The sequence below is a fragment of the Caulobacter sp. 602-1 genome, assembly GCF_003931565.1.
Taxonomy (GTDB): Bacteria; Pseudomonadota; Alphaproteobacteria; order Caulobacterales; family Caulobacteraceae; genus Caulobacter.
This window is the reverse complement of record NZ_RRYI01000001.1, coordinates 481076-496207: the sequence shown is the minus strand read 5'-3', so window position 1 is coordinate 496207 and position 15132 is coordinate 481076. Positions and strand designations below refer to the sequence as shown.

At 67.7% G+C, this 15132-nt stretch carries 12 protein-coding genes and 1 pseudogene; 5 read left to right on the top strand and 8 right to left on the bottom strand.

Features of this window, described 5'->3' with window-relative positions:
* Positions 1-210 precede the first annotated feature (210 nt).
* Positions 211-2046 (top strand): translational GTPase TypA, encoded by a 1836-nt coding sequence (typA, locus tag EIK80_RS02440; protein ID WP_125155370.1) that lies wholly within the window; start codon positions 211-213, stop codon positions 2044-2046.
* 354 nt (positions 2047-2400) lie between these two features.
* On the top strand, positions 2401-4818 hold the full coding sequence (locus tag EIK80_RS02435) for a bifunctional diguanylate cyclase/phosphodiesterase (RefSeq protein ID WP_199743347.1): 2418 nt from the start codon (positions 2401-2403) through the stop codon (positions 4816-4818).
* A 6-nt stretch (positions 4819-4824) separates the two neighbouring features.
* Here EIK80_RS02435 and EIK80_RS02430 read toward each other — a convergent pair whose 3' ends face one another.
* Positions 4825-5070 (bottom strand): GlsB/YeaQ/YmgE family stress response membrane protein, encoded by a 246-nt coding sequence (locus tag EIK80_RS02430; RefSeq protein ID WP_125155368.1) that lies wholly within the window; start codon positions 5068-5070, stop codon positions 4825-4827.
* Between the two features lie 86 nt (positions 5071-5156).
* On the opposite strand from EIK80_RS02430, the gene EIK80_RS02425 reads away from it, so the two are divergent.
* Positions 5157-6317 (top strand): aminotransferase, encoded by a 1161-nt coding sequence (locus tag EIK80_RS02425; RefSeq protein WP_125155367.1) that lies wholly within the window; start codon positions 5157-5159, stop codon positions 6315-6317.
* Between the two features lie 21 nt (positions 6318-6338).
* Here EIK80_RS02425 and EIK80_RS02420 read toward each other — a convergent pair whose 3' ends face one another.
* From EIK80_RS02420 to EIK80_RS02410, 3 genes are all read right to left on the bottom strand, one after another.
* Positions 6339-8903 carry a response regulator gene (locus EIK80_RS02420; RefSeq protein WP_125155366.1) on the bottom strand — a complete coding sequence of 855 codons (2565 nt, stop codon included), beginning with the start codon at positions 8901-8903 and terminating at the stop codon, positions 6339-6341.
* A gap of 97 nt (positions 8904-9000) precedes the next feature.
* Positions 9001-9765 carry an SDR family oxidoreductase gene (locus EIK80_RS02415; RefSeq protein ID WP_125155365.1) on the bottom strand — a complete coding sequence of 255 codons (765 nt, stop codon included), beginning with the start codon at positions 9763-9765 and terminating at the stop codon, positions 9001-9003.
* Between the two features lie 125 nt (positions 9766-9890).
* Positions 9891-10811, bottom strand: a complete 921-nt coding sequence (locus tag EIK80_RS02410; protein ID WP_125155364.1) for an alpha/beta fold hydrolase — start codon at positions 10809-10811, stop codon at positions 9891-9893.
* 203 nt (positions 10812-11014) lie between these two features.
* On the opposite strand from EIK80_RS02410, the gene EIK80_RS02405 reads away from it, so the two are divergent.
* Positions 11015-11497 carry an SRPBCC family protein gene (locus EIK80_RS02405; RefSeq protein WP_125155363.1) on the top strand — a complete coding sequence of 161 codons (483 nt, stop codon included), beginning with the start codon at positions 11015-11017 and terminating at the stop codon, positions 11495-11497.
* A 7-nt stretch (positions 11498-11504) separates the two neighbouring features.
* On the opposite strand, the gene EIK80_RS02400 is transcribed toward EIK80_RS02405, so the two are convergent.
* Positions 11505-12257, bottom strand: coding sequence for an extensin family protein (locus EIK80_RS02400; protein ID WP_125155362.1), 753 nt, complete (start codon positions 12255-12257; stop codon positions 11505-11507).
* Positions 12258-12382: 125 nt separating this feature from the next.
* Here EIK80_RS02400 and EIK80_RS02395 point away from each other — a divergent pair, with 125 nt between their 5' ends.
* Positions 12383-13774, top strand: a complete 1392-nt coding sequence (locus EIK80_RS02395; protein WP_125155361.1) for an MFS transporter — start codon at positions 12383-12385, stop codon at positions 13772-13774.
* Here the strand turns inward: EIK80_RS02395 and EIK80_RS02390 are convergent.
* The 3 genes and pseudogenes from EIK80_RS02390 to EIK80_RS02380 form a co-directional block, all read right to left on the bottom strand.
* Positions 13771-14124 (bottom strand): DUF86 domain-containing protein, encoded by a 354-nt coding sequence (locus EIK80_RS02390; protein ID WP_233586430.1) that lies wholly within the window; start codon positions 14122-14124, stop codon positions 13771-13773. The genes EIK80_RS02395 and EIK80_RS02390 overlap by 4 nt on opposite strands.
* Positions 14108-14408: pseudogene (locus EIK80_RS02385) on the bottom strand (nucleotidyltransferase family protein). Before EIK80_RS02385 ends, EIK80_RS02390 begins: the two are co-directional and overlap by 17 nt.
* Before the next feature lie 25 nt (positions 14409-14433).
* Positions 14434-15132 (bottom strand): hypothetical protein, encoded by a 699-nt coding sequence (locus EIK80_RS02380; RefSeq protein ID WP_125155359.1) that lies wholly within the window; start codon positions 15130-15132, stop codon positions 14434-14436.

The window sequence follows — 15132 nt, the reverse complement described above, 5'->3', positions numbered from 1 at the left end:
TGCAGCGCACAATTTGTTGCGTTTGAAACGGTCTCCAGTGAGAACACCTCGCAAACCCAAGGCTCATAAGGCTTTGCGAATGACACCGGTTACCTGCGACAAGTCTTTCCGAGCGTCAGGGGTGGATAAATCGGACGCAGTCGCGTAAAAGCCGCGCGCCTGACGCGCACAGCGTCATCTCCTATTCCTCCCGAAAGTCCGTCCGCTCCCATGTCCATGCGAAATATCGCCATCATCGCGCACGTCGATCATGGCAAGACCACCCTCGTCGACCAGCTGCTGGCCCAGTCGGGCGTCTTCCGCGCCAATGAAGCCACCACCGAGCGCGCCATGGACTCCAATGACCAGGAGCGTGAGCGCGGCATCACCATTCTGGCCAAGTGCACCAGCGTGCTGTGGAACGGTGAAGCGGGCGAAACCCGCATCAACATCATCGACACGCCCGGCCACGCCGACTTCGGCGGTGAAGTCGAGCGCATCCTCGGCATGGTGGACGGCTGCGTCCTGCTGGTCGACGCCGAAGAAGGCGTCATGCCGCAGACCAAGTTCGTGCTGACCAAGGCGCTGAAGATGGGCCTGAAGCCGATCCTCTGCATCAACAAGGTCGACCGCGCCCACGCCGATCCCGATCGCGTCCACAACGCCGCCTTCGACCTGTTCGCCGCCATCGGCGCCACGGACGAGCAGCTGGACTTCCCGCACATCTACGCCTCGGGCCGCGCCGGCTGGGCCACGCTCGACATGAACGTGCCCAACGACAACCTGGCCCCGCTGTTTGACCTGATCGTCCGCCACGTGCCGGAGCCGAAGCAGATCGCCAAGAAGGACGAGCCGTTCCAGATCCTGAACGTGCTGATCGAAAGCGACCCGTTCCTGGGCCGCCTGCTGACCGGCCGCATCGAGAGCGGCAAGGCCGTCCCGGGCATGGCCATCAAGGCCCTGGACCGCAACGGCAAGGAAATCGAGCGCGGTCGCATCACCAAGGTGCTGGCGTTCCGCGGTCTGAAGCGTTCGCCGGTCGATGAAGGCGCCGAGGCCGGCGACATCGTCGCCATCGCCGGCATGTCCAAGGCCACCGTCGCCGACACCCTGTGCGCCCTGGAAGTCACCGAGGCCCTGCCGGCCCAGCCGATCGATCCGCCGACCATCTCGATGACCGTCTCGGTCAACGACAGCCCGCTGGCCGGCCGCGAAGGCGACAAGGTGCAAAGCCGCGTCATCCGCGATCGCCTGCTGAAGGAAGCCGAATCGAACGTGGCCATCAAGGTCACCGAGACCGCCGAGGGCGACGCCTATGAAGTCGCCGGTCGCGGCGAACTGCAGCTGGGCGTTCTGATCGAGAACATGCGCCGCGAAGGCTTCGAGGTGTCGATCAGCCGTCCGCGCGTCGTGTTCCAGACCGATCCGGAAACCGGCAAGCGCCTGGAGCCGATGGAAGACGTCATGATCGACGTCGACGACGAGTTCTCGGGCATCGTCATCGAGAAGCTGTCGCTGCGGAAGGCCGAGTTGAAGGACATGGGCCCGTCGGGCGCGGGCAAGACCCGTATCCAGCTGGTCGCTCCGTCGCGCTCGCTGATCGGCTATCAGGGCGAGTTCCTGACCGACACGCGCGGTTCGGGCGTGCTGAACCGCGTGTTCAGCCACTATGAGCCCTACAAGGGCGCGATCGACCAGCAGCGCAAGGGCGTGCTGATCTCCAACTCGGACGGTGAGACGGCGGCCTATGCGCTGTGGAACCTGGAAGAGCGTGGCGTGATGTTCGTCGGCGCCGGCGAAAAGACCTATCTGGGCATGATCATCGGCGAGAACGCCCGTCAGGACGACCTCGACGTCAACCCGATGAAGGCCAAGCAGCTGACCAACGTCCGCGCCTCGGGCAAGGACGAATCGATCCGCCTGACCCCGCCGCGCCGCATGACCCTCGAGCAGGCCATCGCCTATATCGAGGAAGACGAGCTGGTCGAGGTGACCCCGAAGAACATCCGCCTGCGCAAGCAGATCCTGAACCCGTCGTTCCGCAAGCGTCGCGTCAAGGAAGAGTAGGATTCTTCACCCTTCGAGAATTGGGCCGCCGTTCGAAAGGACGGCGGCCTTTTTCTTTGCCCCGGCCCCTTCCCTTTTCGCGGCCGATAGCCGCCCCCCGGACGGAACAGCGCCGGGGCGGTCCCAGAAACACCAGACCAAGCCGGCCAGCCCGGCGCTCCGAGATCTGGGCTCCAGCTCTCATCAGGAAGAACGGAGCGGAGCGTTAACTGGCGGGCCGATCGCGAATACAGCCATGCATTCGATTTCATGGCGCGATTTGCTTCGCCAAATCACGAACTTAACCGGAGGTTTACCCGGGCGAAGGATGGTTGGCCCAGCAGATCTCCACTCCAGTTGAGACGAGGACAGCGCGTGCGCGCCATCAGTTCGATGATCGGCCGCGGCCTGGCCGCGCTCGCTGAGCGCGTGAACCCGGCCGTGCCCGAGGCCATGGCCGGACGCGTACGCATGGAGCAGGTACAGTCCATTCTGCGCATGACCCCGGTGATGATGAGCGCCAACATCGTCATCGCCCTGCTGGTCAATCTGGCCGGCCTGACCGGGCCGCACCGCGTCATCCTGACAGTCTGGGCGGCGACGGTGATGAGCTACGCCCTGCTCGGCCTGCGCGGCTGGTACGCCGCCCGGCGCCGCAAGAGCGCCAAGTCCACGGTTTCCGCGCGGGGCGTGCGGCGTATCGTCATCCAAGCGGGCCTGCTGGGCCTGCTGTGGAGCGTGCTGCCCGTCCTGACCATGCCCAAGGCGCAGGGCTTCTCGGGCGCCATGCCGATGCTGGTCGCCTCGGTCCTGGCCGGGATGATCGGCTGTGGCGGCTTCGCCATGCTGACCCTGCCAGCCGCCGCCATCGCCTATTCGACCCCCATGGTCATCGGCGCCCTGTGGGCGCTGGCCACGAGCCACGACCCGATTCTGTACGCCCTGGGCGGCCTGCTGATCTTCTGCCACCTGGTGGTCAGCGTCTCGTGCCTGTCGCACGCCAAGATCTTCGTCGAACGCCTGGTCGCCGCCGATGAGCTGGAACAGCAGAGGCAGGTTGTCTCTCTGCTGCTCAGCGACTTCGAGGAAGGCGCCAGCGACTGGCTGTGGGAGGTCGACGCTTCCGGGGCCATGACCTATGTCTCCGACCGCATGGCCGCCGCGGCCGGCGCAGACAAGGACGCGCTGATCGGCCGGCCGATGTCCGAGCTGTGCGGCGCGGCCGAGGCCCCCAGCGGCCCGGTCGCCTCCCTTTCGGCCCTGTTCGCCGAACAGAAGACCTTCCGCGACGTGGTCGTCTCGATCGGCGTCGGCCAGGAGACCCACTGGTGGTCGCTGTCGGCCAAGCCCGTGCTCGACATGGACGGCGCCTTCATCGGTTTCCGGGGCGTGGGCGCCGACATCACCCAGGCCCGCGAGGACCAGGCCCGCATCTCGCGCCTGGCCCACTACGACGTGCTGACCCAACTGCCCAACCGCCTGTCGTTTCTGCAGGCCCTGGGCAAGGCCTGGAACGAGCATGGTAAGCCCAAGGCCCACGGCGGAAGCGGCCTGGGCTGCGCCGTGCTGTGCCTGGACCTCGACCATTTCAAGGGCGTCAATGACAGCCTGGGCCACCCGATCGGCGACGCCTTGCTGGTCCAGGCCGCCGCGCGCCTGCGCGACTGCGTCGGGGCCCAGGGTCTGGTCTCGCGGCTCGGCGGCGACGAGTTCGCTGTGGTCATCGCGCCCTCGCCCGGCGCCGAGGCGCTGGGCGCCCTGGCCATGGCCATCGTCGACACGCTCTCGGATCCCTACGACGTGCGCGGCCACAACGTGCTGATCGGCGCCAGCGTCGGCATCGCCGTCGCGCCATTCGACGCCGACGATCCGGACGGCCTTCTGAAGAACGCGGACCTGGCCCTCTACCGCGCGAAGGGCGACGGACGCGGGGCCTATCGCTTCTTCGAAACCGCCATGGACGTCTGGGCCCAGGAGCGCCGGGCGCTGGAGCTGGACCTGCGCGACGCCCTGGCCAAAAACGAGCTCAAGCTGTTCTTCCAGCCGCTGATCGGCGCTCATGAGCACGAGACCACGGGCTTCGAGGCCTTGTTACGCTGGCAGCATCCGCGCCGGGGCCTGGTGCCGCCGGCCGATTTCATCGAGTGCGCCGAGCAATGGGGCCTGATCGGCAAGATCGGCGAGTGGGTGCTGCACGAGGCCTGCCGCACCGCCGCCGGCTGGCCCCCGCATCTGACCGTCGCCGTCAACCTCTCGCCCAACCAGTTCGCATCCGGCGAGCTGGTCGCCCAGGTCAAGGCGGCTCTCGCCGGTTCGGGCCTGGCGCCGGGCCGCCTGGAACTGGAAATCACCGAGGGCCTGCTGCTGCACGACAGCGCCAAGACCCTGGAACAGCTGGCCGCCCTGAAGGCCCTGGGCGTCAAGATCGCCATGGACGACTTCGGCACCGGCTATTCCAGCCTGGCCTATCTGTGGCGCTTCCCGTTCGACAAGATCAAGATCGACCGGTCGTTCGTGGCGGAGATGCAGGACAACACGGCCATCGCCGACATCCTGCGCACCATCGCCCTCCTGGGCCAGACCCTGAACCTGGAAGTCACCGCGGAAGGCGTCGAGACCGCCGCCCAGGCGCGGCTGCTGTCCGACATGCGCTGCGACACCTTCCAGGGCTTCCTGTACGGGCGGCCGATGCCGGTGGGCGACATCCCGAGCTTCCTGCTGTCGAACCTGGCGCGACAGATGCGTCGGGAAGGCGAGGACGACGGCGCGGAAGAAGAAGCGGCGCTCGGTTAGTCGCCCCTACTTCTTCACCAACCCCAGGATCCACAGAAGCACGATCGCGCCCAGGGTCGAAATCACCAGGCTGCCGACCCAGCCCCAGAAGTGGATGCCCAGCATGCCAGCCAGGAACGCGCCGAGCAGCGCGCCGACCAAGCCGACGATCAAGTTGGTTAGCAGGCCATGGTCCCGCTTCATGATCTTCTCGGCGATCCAGCCGGCGAAGATGCCGATGATGATGGCTCCGATGAAACCGACGCCGTGCATGTGATGCCCTCCTCTGGAAGCTAAGCCACGAGAATGCGCGAGCGGCCGCCGGGTTTCAGAATTCCCGCGCCGTGTTAGGCAAGGGCATGGTCCATCCCGTCTTCGACAACCTGCCCACCACGATCTTCGAGCGGATGAGCGGGCTGGCGCGCCAGCACGGCGCGATCAATCTGGGCCAGGGTTTTCCCGACGATCAGGGGCCCCTGCCGGTCCGGGAGGCGGCCGCGCGGGCGCTGATCGAGGGCTCCAACCAGTATCCGCCGATGCGCGGCCTGCCGGAGCTGCGCGCCGCCGTGGCCGGGCACTATGGCCGGGCTCAGGACCTGCGGCTTGATCCGGATACGGAGATCGTCGTCACCTCCGGCGCCACCGAGGCCCTGGCGGCGGCGTTCACGGCCCTGATCTCGCCCGGCGACGAGATCGTGCTGTTCCAGCCGCTGTACGACGCCTACCTGCCTCTGGTCCGCCGCGCGGGCGGGATCCCCCGCCTCGTCCGTCTGGCCCCGCCGCACTGGCGGTTCGACCGGGCGATGCTGGAGGCGGCGTTCAGCGAAAAGACCCGGATGGTGGTGCTGAACAGCCCGTTGAACCCGGCCGGGATCGTCACGCCCGACGAGGACCTGGCCTTGCTGGCCGAGTTCTGCGTCAAGCACGGCGCGATCGCGGTGTGCGACGAGGTCTGGGAGGCGGTCGTGTTCGACGGCCGCGAGCATCGACCGCTGATGACCTTCCCGGGCATGCGCGAGCGGACGGTGAAGATCGGCTCGGCCGGCAAGCTGTTCGGCATGACCGGCTGGAAGGTCGGCTTCCTGATGGCCGCCCCCGCCCTGACCAGGGCCCTGGCGGCGGCGCACCAGTTCCTGACCTTCACCACGCCGCCGAACCTGCAGGTCGGCGTGGCGTGGGGCCTCGACAACCACCGCGCCTGGTTCGACGAGATGCCTGTCGAGATGCAGCGCTCCCGCGACCGCCTGACCGCCGGCCTGCGCGCGGCCGGCTATGTCGTGCTGGAGAGCCAGGGGACGTACTTCCTCAACGTCGACCTGACGGCGTCGGGGGTCCCGGTCGATGACGTGACCTTCTGCGAGCGGACGGTCGTCGAGTTCGGCGTGGCGGCAATCCCGGTGTCGGCGTTCTTCGCCGAGACCCCTGTGCGCAACGTGGTGCGGCTATGCTTCGCCAAGGCGGACGCGACTCTGGACGCGGCGGTGGAGCGGCTGGCGAGGGCTCGGGCTTCTTTCAGCTAGCCAGAGCTTATCAGCCAGAGGCTACAGCGCGCTCAGTCCCGCCATCACCTCGCGCGCCACACCGCGCGCCAGGCACGTGTCCATCACCGACAGCAAGTTCCGCAGGTCGATCGGCTTGGCGACGTGCGCGTCGCAGCCCGCCTCCAGGCACGTCTTGATCTGCGCCGACATCACGTCGGCCGTCAGCGCGATCACCGGCAGCCGCGCCAAACGCGAATCCGCGCGCAGCCGACGCGTGGCCTCAAGCCCGTCCATCACCGGCATGTTGACGTCCATCAGGACGAGGTCGACCGGCTCGCGCTCCAACATATCCAGCGCCTCCTGGCCGTTTTGGGCCTCGACCAACTCGCACTCGAACGGCTCGAGGAAGAGGCGAATGACGCGGCGGTTGACCGGATGGTCGTCGACCACCAGCACGCGGCGGCCATGCAGGGCGGCGAACCGGACATTGTCCTCGCCAGCCTCGGCCTGGCTGGCCGGCAGTTCGGAGGCGTCGGCCGCGTCTACCAGCATCTCGATGGTGAAGACCGAACCTCGTCCCTCTTCGCTTTCGACGCGGATCTCGCCGCGCATCATCTCGACCAGCCGACGGGTGATGTTCAGGCCAAGGCCCGTGCCGCCGAAGTTGCGGGTGGTCGAGGCGTCGGCCTGGGTGAAGGGGAGGAACAGCTTGGCGACCGTGGACTCGGTCATGCCGATGCCCGTGTCGGACACCCGCAGGCGCACGCGAACCCGCCCCTCCTCTTCCGGATAGCAGGCCAGGGCCACCTCGACCTTGCCCGAGGTCGTGAACTTCAGCGCGTTGGAGACCAGGTTGGTCAGACACTGGCGCACCCGCACCCCGTCGAACATCAGCGGCCCAGGCGCCTCGCTCTCCACCTTGAAGGTCAGCAGCACGCCCTTTTCGCGCGCCGTCGGCTGATAGCCGCCGACCAGACGGGCGCAGGTCTGGACCAGATCGCCAACCGTGGGGGCGATCTCCAGCTTGCCGGCCTCGATCTTGGAGAGGTCGAGAATATCGTTCAGCAGGACCAGCAGCGTGTCGCCGCTGTCCATGATCAGGTCGACCTGCTCGCGTTGCTCCGGCGTCAGGGTCCCGGCGCGCAAGGCTTGGGTCAGGCCCAGCATCCCGTTCAGCGGCGTACGCAGCTCGTGACTCATGACCGCCAGGAAGGCCGACTTGGCCTTGCTGGCGGCTTCCGCGTGCTCCTGGGCGCCCTTCAGGCGGCGGGAGGCGCGACGCTGGTGGAGGGCCCAGGCGACGCCCCCGGCGACCAGCACGCCGAGCAGGAGCGCGATGACCACGGACGCCCGCGCCAGGCTGCGGCTGAGCCGCACCTCCTCGGTCAGGCGGCGGCTCTCGTCGCGCTTGGCGCGCAGTTCGCTGTCGAGGGCGGAGGATAACTCGGTCACGCTGCGCGCGTGGGCCTTCTCGGTCTCAGCGCTATTGGCCCGCCGCCAGGCGTCCAACTCGCGGAAAGCCAGGTCGCTGCGGCCTTCGGCCTGGTCGATATAGGCCTGGACCAGCGCCTCGGTGCCCGGATCGCGCTGGGTCAGCACGGTGGGAATGGTCTTCAGCCGCTCCAGGTCGGCGCGGGCCTCGACGGCCATGCCCAGTTGGGCCAGAGCCTGGGCGCGCTGGCCCAGCATGATGACTTGAAGCCGGCGACTGGGGTTGTCGAGTTCTGCCCGGGCGCCGCTCAGGCACGCCAGCACCTTGCGCGGCTGGTTCAGCATCAGAGCGATGCGGGCGCACAGGTGCTGGTCCCAGGTCAGAAGGTCCTTGTCGCCGTCGGCCACGACCATTCGATGGTGCAGGTCGGCCATGCGCTGGGCCGCGCCCAGCTCGCCCAGGTCGGCGGCGGTGTAGGCGATGTCGTAGATCCGCTCGATCTTGCGGACGTGGAAGGAGTCGCGCTCGTCCAGCCGCACGGCCTGGGCCATGTGGTCCAAGGCGCCTTCCTTGTCGCCGATGTCCGACAGCGTGTAGCTGTGCACCTGATGCAGCTCGGCCAGCACAGGCTCGGCGATGCGGCCGCGCCGTTCGATATCGACCTGCAGGTCGGCGGCCAGCCGGGCGGCCTCCGCCCAACGGCCGGTCTGCCCCAGGTGCCGCACGCGCTCGACCCCGGCCATCACGCGGATGTCGGGACCCGATCCACTCAGATACTTGCGCCAGTCGCCGTCGGTGAAGGCGCGGAAGCCGTGCGTCTCGTGGCGATAGGCCAGGGTCTCCAGCTCGACCAGGGTGGCGAGTTGGGTGTCGTGATCGCGCGCGGCGGCCTCGCGGGCCAGCTTGACCCAGGCGTCGAACCGGCCTTCGATCTGATTGCTCTTGTAGGCGTAGAGCACGCGCCACAGGCCGTACAGCCGGGCCTGACCGTGATCGCGCAGGGCGCGGCGGCCGGCCCGTTCGATATCTTCATTGCCGCGCGGAGGGTTGCGAACCTCGTGCGCGCCAATCTCCTGGGCCAGTTGATCCAACCGCTGGGCCAAGGACTGGGCGGCCGGCGCGTCGCCTTGCGCCTGAGCGACGCCGGCCGCGAGCGACCCAATCAAGGCGAGAAGGACGAGAAGGCGCCGCAAGTCCGGTTTCCTGGAGACTGCAGTCACCCTTCGAGGGGATAGATGTAGGACCAGTTAAGCTTATCGCCGGGATTGAGCGACTTCCGGTTCGAACCGCTCAAATGGTCGCGCCGCCATCCACCACGAGCGCCTGGCCCGTCATGAAGCTGCCGGCCTTGGAGGCGAGATAGACCGCCGCCCCGGCCAGCTCGTCCGGCTCGCCGATCCGGCGCAGCGGCACGGCCGTGGTCGCGCGCTTCAGGGTCTCGGGATTCTCCCACAGGGCCCGGGCGAAGTCGGTCTTGATCAGACCCGGCGCGATGCAGTTGACCCGCACGTTGTCCGGCCCGAACTCGTGGGCAAGGTTGCGCGCCAATTGGAAGTCCGCGGCCTTGGAGATGTTGTAGGCCCCGATGATGGCGTTGCCGCGAAGGCCGCCGATCGACGAGACGATGATGATCGCGCCGTCCTTCCGCTCGCGCATCTCCGGTGCGACCATACCGATCAGCCAGTGGTTGCTGATGATGTTGTTGTCCAGAATCTTGCGGAACTGGTCGTCGCTGATCCCGGCCAGCGGCCCGTAGTAGGGATTGCTGGCGGCATTGCAGACGCAGATGTCGACCTGTCCGAAGACCTTGCGAGTCTGGTCGACGAGGTGCTGGAGATCCTCCTTCGAGGCGATATTGGCCGGGACCGCGATGGCCGTCCCCGGCCCGTGTCGGGCGTTGAGATCGGCGGCGACCGCCTCGCAAGGTTCCAGCTTGCGCGAGGAAATCACCACCTTGGCCCCGTGCTCGGCCATCCGCTCGGCGATCGCCTTGCCGATGCCCCGCGAGGATCCGGTGATGATCGCCACCTTGCCGGTCAGGTCGAAGAGGTTCATGGCGCCGCCCTAAACGTTTGTTTGAATTTGAACTCAAACTGGCGGGAAGCCGGCGATGGGTCAAGCGATCCTGTCATCCCGGCTCTCGGCGGCGCCGCGGCCGGGAAGACAGGGAACGGGCGATCCTAGTCCAGGAACCCCGTGATGATCGCCGTGATTGCGGCGGGTTGTTCCTCCATCACCCAGTGCCCGGAGTCGGGCAGCACCTTGGCCGTCACGTCGCTGGCCACAAAGCGCAGCACCTCGGCCTGGCGCTCGCCGAAGGAGTGGTCGGCGCCGACCGCCAGCACCGGCATGGGCAGCTTGCCCTTGGCGGCGAAAGCCTTGTTGTCGACGGCGTCCTGAGTGAAGGCCTTGAACTGCTCGAAGGCCGAGTGCATCGCCCCGGGGCGGGCGTAGAGCGCGGCGTAGTGCTGACGGGTCTCTTCGGTGATCGAGGCGGGCTTGAACGACAGCTCGTTGTAGAAGCGGTCCAGATAGATGCGCTCGCGGCCGGCGACCAGGCGCTCCATGTCCGGGCCGCGGAAGTTGAAGTGCCACAGCATCGGCAGCTTCAGGATTTCGTCCCAGGGCCCGACGCCCGGCAGCGGGGCGTCGATCACCACCCATTTGGTGATGCGGTCGGGATGCTCAGCGGCCAGGGCGTAGCCGACCATGTTGCCGATGTCGTGGGTGACCAGCTGAGCCTTCTGGACCTTCAGGACGTCCATCACCGCGGCGATGTCCTCGCCTTGCGTCTTCTTGTCGTAGCCGCCTTCCGGATGGGCCGACAGGCCCATGCCGCGCAGATCGGGCACGATCACGGTATGGGTCTTGGCCAGTTCCTTGGCCGCCGGAGCCCACATGTCGCCGGTGTCGGCGAAGCCGTGCAGCAGCACCACCGCCGGACCCGTCCCGCCGACGCGGACGTGCAGGGTCGTGCCGTTGGCGGCGATGTCGCTGGCCTTGAAGCCGGCGGGGAACGGCTCGACCGCGTGGGCCGAGGTCGTGGCGAACAGGGTCGAGGCGGTCAGGGCGGCGAGCGCGCCGGCGAGCTTGCGGGTCATGGTCTTATCCTTGGCGGGTCGGACCGTCCGACCGTTGACAGCGACCATCCGTCTTTCGGCCCCGCGCCTCTGTGCTGGAGCCGCCGGGATTTGGCGAATTCAATCACGGAACGGCGTTCTTTGGAATTTTTCAGGTCGGATGTCGGGACGCCTGGATCGCGGCCGTCCTTGGGGCGAGAACACCAAGACACAGGAGACGCTCGATGCCGCTCGACACCGCCGACTTCCCTTCCGATCGCGAACTCGTCCTTGAACGGATTATCGATGCGCCGCGCGAGAAGCTCTACAAATGCTGGACCACGCCGGAGCTGATGCCGAAGTGGTTCTGCCCCAAACCCTGGACGGTCTCCAATGTCCGCATGGATGTCCGCACCGGCGGCGATACATATCTGGAAATGAACGGGCCGAACGGCGAGGTCGCGCCGCAGCCGGGCGTCTATCTGGAAGTGATCCCCAACGAGAAGATCGTCTTCACCGACGCCTTCACCGAGACCTGGAAGCCCTCGGCCAAGCCGTTCATGGTCGGCATTATCACCTTCGAGGATCTGGGCGACGGCAAGACCCGCTATCGCGCCGTGGTTCGCCACTGGACCGCCGAGGACAAGGCCGCCCACGAGCAGATGGGCTTCCACGAGGGCTGGGGGATCGTGGCGGATCAGCTGGCGGCGCTGGCGGCGACGCTCTGACGTTCCCTCACGAACACTTCGACCAACCGCTCATGTCCAGATGGAAGTGATCGCGGTGCTCGGCGTTGTAGTCCGGGCTCAGCGTGGTCAGGAAGACCCGGCAGGCGCCGTCGCGCACGCGCCGGAGGAACTGGCCGCGCGGACCCGGATCGGTCCAGTCCGACGCCACGTTGACGACCTGACCGTCGGTCAGCCGGAAGCCCGCGATGTCGATGGCGTCGGCGCGGGCGTGCTCGCTGACCGGCCCGTCCTTCTGGCCGTACATTCTCCGGCAGGCATAGCTGCCATAGTGCTCGATGCCCACCACGCCCTGGCCCAGTAATTCGTCGGCGGCCGGCTGCACCACCTGGCGCTCCCAGATGGTCAGGGCCAGGGCCTCCTTGCAGGCCAGCGGCGCCTCGGCCGGCTCCAGCCTGGCCAGGCCCGACCGCAGTTGCACCGCATCGCGTAGTTCGCAGAACTCGCCCTCCGCGCGCTCCGGAACCTCGACATAGACGACCCCGGCCTTGGCCATGATTGCGCGACACAGCTTGGGATCGGCCCCGGCCCGCGCGGCCTTGACCCGGGTAGCCAGGCCCACGGGATCGACGACGCTGAGCGGCTTCCAAGGCAGGTGCTGGTCGGGGACCTTCCGCTCGGCCACGAAAGCCATCAGCAGCACGATCAGCCAGAGGATGACGAGGCCGGCGTAGCGGGCCAGGCGCGCCCGATGACGGACCTCGTGCTCGATGCGCGGATTGTGCGGAACGCGGTAGCGCATGGAACGGGGGAAGCGCCTCGGAGGAAACGGTTAACGCCGGTCACCAAGCACGACCCAGGCGACGGGTTCAACCGTCGAGGTTCCCCGGGCTTGGCTACGACGCGGAAAAAGGTCATGTGCGCGGCATGAACACGTCCGCCTCTTCCGGGCGCCTGGTCGACAAGACCCTGGCGCCGCGCTTCGCCCTGCTGTGCCTGGGCATCTGGCTGAACGCCGCCGACACCCTGGTGACGGCGACGATCATGCCCAGCGTCGCCCGCGACATCGGCGGCTACGCCTATTTCGGCTGGTCGGTGGCGGCCTATCTGACCGGCTCGATCGTCGCCGGGGCCTGCTCGGGCAAGCTCTCCATGGCCCTGGGCCTGCGCACCGCGACGGCCTTGACGGGCCTCGTCTACGCTATCGGCTGCGCGATGAGCGCCCTGGCGCCAGAGTTCGTCACCTTCATCCTGGGGCGCCTGATCCAGGGCCTGGGCGCGGGCGCGGTCGTGGCCCTCTGCTACGTCGCCATCACGGCCCTGTTCCCCGAAAGCCTGTGGCCGCGCGTCTATGGCGCGGTGGCGGGAATCTGGGGCGCGGCGACCCTGCTGGGCCCGCTGCTGGGCGGACTGTTCGCCGCCGCCGGCTTCTGGCGTGGAGCGTTCTGGCTGTTCGTGGTCCAGGCGATCATCTTCGTCGGCGCGGTGATGGCCATGCTGCCGAGCGACAGGAACGGCCTCAAGGGCGCGAAAGGGGGTCAGAGCCGCATTCCCAGCCTGCAGCTCTTCCTGCTGGTCGTCGGCGTCAGCCTGACCGGCGCGGCGGGCGTCGTGGCCTCGCCGCGATGGGCGATCGGCCTGGCGATCGGCGGCGTCATCGGCATGGCCGCCATGCTGGCCGCCAACGCCAGGACCCACGACCGCCTGCTGCCCCGCACGGCGGCGGACCTGCGCACCGCCACGGGCCTGGGCCTGCTGACCATCTTCGCCTGCGAGGCGGCCGTGATCGGCTTCACCGTCTATGGCCCGGCCTTCATCCAGGCGGTCCATCACGCCTCGCCCCTGACGGCGGGCTATGTCACCGGCGCGATCGCGGCCGGCTGGACGCTGTGCGCCATGCTGGTCGGTCACACGCCGGCCGAGAAGGACGGTCGCCTTGTCCGTCTCGGGGCCGGGGTGATCCTGCTGGGCGCCGCCCTCTCGGCCTGGGCCGTGCCGCGCGGAACCTTGATGGAGATCGCCGCCGCCTTTTGCGTTCTTGGCGCCGGCTTTGGCCTCTGCCACGCCTTCATCGCCCGCCGCGCCATTGCGGCCGTGCCCGCCGAGGAACAGGCCATGGCCTCCGGGGCCGTTCCAACCGCCCAGCTGATCGGCGGCGCCGCCGGCTCGGCCGGCGCGGGCGCGATCGCCAACGTCCTGGGCTTCAGCCACGGCGTCGATCTGGCCCTGGCTCCCACGAACGGCCCGTTGCTGTTCGGCGCGTTCCTGCCGCTGGCCGTGGTCGGGTTCGCCGCAGCCTGGCGGCTGGGGAGACGCTAGCGGTTCTCAGTCTCGGCCAACATGGGCGCGATGACCGCTTCCAAAGCGTCGAGTCGCGTGGTGGCGATGTCCCAGACGATCTTGGGGTCCAACTCCGGATAGCCATGCGCCACGAGGTTTCGAACAGCGACCATGCTCCTCCAGGGTAAACCGCTAAGCTGATCCGGGAGACGACTGATCGATTCGCCGATCACCAGGACGTTCATCGACACCGCATCAAACAGCATGGGATCGGCCTGGAACCGAGCAAAGTCGGCGCTCGCGACATGGGTGCGGATGCGGCCGATCGCTTGAAGGACGTCGTCCAGCCGCAGCTCCGCGTCCCGCTCGGCCTTAGGCATAAGCGACATCGCGCAAGACCCGGTCACGCATCAGACTGTGCAGGCCATCCGGCGTGACGAGGTCGATCTCACTGTCGAGGACGCCAGCGAGGTCGTCCTGTAGACGGAAAAAATCGAGGCCTGGATGACGATCGGGCGCGAACTCCACCAGCAGGTCCACGTCGCTGCCCGGCCCCGCCTCGCCTCGCCTCGCCCCGAGCCGTTGAGCCGAACACGCCCACGCGCGCGACGCCGTAGCGGTCGAGCAGCGGCTTGGCCGCGCGCAGTTTGGTGAGGGCCTCGTCGAGGGTCATGGTGATTATAGCACGAAATGGGCTATCAGCCGTAGGTCCCAACCTTGCTGATGTCCGGCACGTCCGTCGCGCCCCGGATCGGTAGGACGACACCATTGGAAGTCCAGGGCGCGATCGGCAGCGAAGGCTGAACGGCGCGCAGGGCGGCCAGAGCCTCGTTTGGATAGAGCCCTGTTGGCGTCAGCGGAGCGGTCAGCAACGCGCTGCGGCCCCTAGCCTCGGCAGCCGCGTCGGTGAGCACCACACGAAGTTCACGCGGCCCGCCAGGCTGAACGGCGAAGGCGATCTCGTCCCAGCCATAGGCTCGCCGCCAAGGCGCGGCGAACACGCCTGCCGCGTCGATCCGAAGCTCAACGCGCGGGCGCAAGGTCTTCCAGGCATAGAAGCCCATGACCGCGAGCAGCCAGGCGGTGAACAGCAACGACGCGGTCAGGCGGACAAGGTCCCCGATCCGCCAAAGCTCCCAACTCAGGACAACGAGCGATACAAGCCCGGCCACAAAGAACGGCAGCAGTGCGAGACGTCGGATCCGGTCGGCCCGCGTCGTGCGCCAAGCGCCCGCCTCGTCCCGACTTAAGCGCCCCAGAACGTCTTCGGCGCGCTCCAGGGACAGCAGCCACCGGACGCCCCAGATCGCCAGCACCACAGGAAGGAGCGGAAACGCCAGGCGCGTCTTCAGCGGCCACTGCAGCCAGTTGGAGACGACCTGCACGCCGATCAACAC

What these genes read in the sequence shown, in the direction of transcription:
- typA (WP_125155370.1), top strand. Translation starts at nt 211, where the DNA reads ATGTCCATGCGAAATATCGCCATCATCGCGCACGTCGATCATGGCAAG.
- EIK80_RS02430 (WP_125155368.1), bottom strand. Translation starts at nt 5,070, where the DNA reads ATGCACGGCGTCGGTTTCATCGGAGCCATCATCATCGGCATCTTCGCC.
- EIK80_RS02425 (WP_125155367.1), top strand. Translation starts at nt 5,157, where the DNA reads ATGGTCCATCCCGTCTTCGACAACCTGCCCACCACGATCTTCGAGCGG.
- EIK80_RS02415 (WP_125155365.1), bottom strand. Translation starts at nt 9,765, where the DNA reads ATGAACCTCTTCGACCTGACCGGCAAGGTGGCGATCATCACCGGATCC.
- EIK80_RS02410 (WP_125155364.1), bottom strand. Translation starts at nt 10,811, where the DNA reads ATGACCCGCAAGCTCGCCGGCGCGCTCGCCGCCCTGACCGCCTCGACC.
- EIK80_RS02405 (WP_125155363.1), top strand. Translation starts at nt 11,015, where the DNA reads ATGCCGCTCGACACCGCCGACTTCCCTTCCGATCGCGAACTCGTCCTT.
- EIK80_RS02400 (WP_125155362.1), bottom strand. Translation starts at nt 12,257, where the DNA reads ATGCGCTACCGCGTTCCGCACAATCCGCGCATCGAGCACGAGGTCCGT.
- EIK80_RS02395 (WP_125155361.1), top strand. Translation starts at nt 12,383, where the DNA reads ATGAACACGTCCGCCTCTTCCGGGCGCCTGGTCGACAAGACCCTGGCG.
- EIK80_RS02390 (WP_233586430.1), bottom strand. Translation starts at nt 14,124, where the DNA reads ATGTCGCTTATGCCTAAGGCCGAGCGGGACGCGGAGCTGCGGCTGGAC.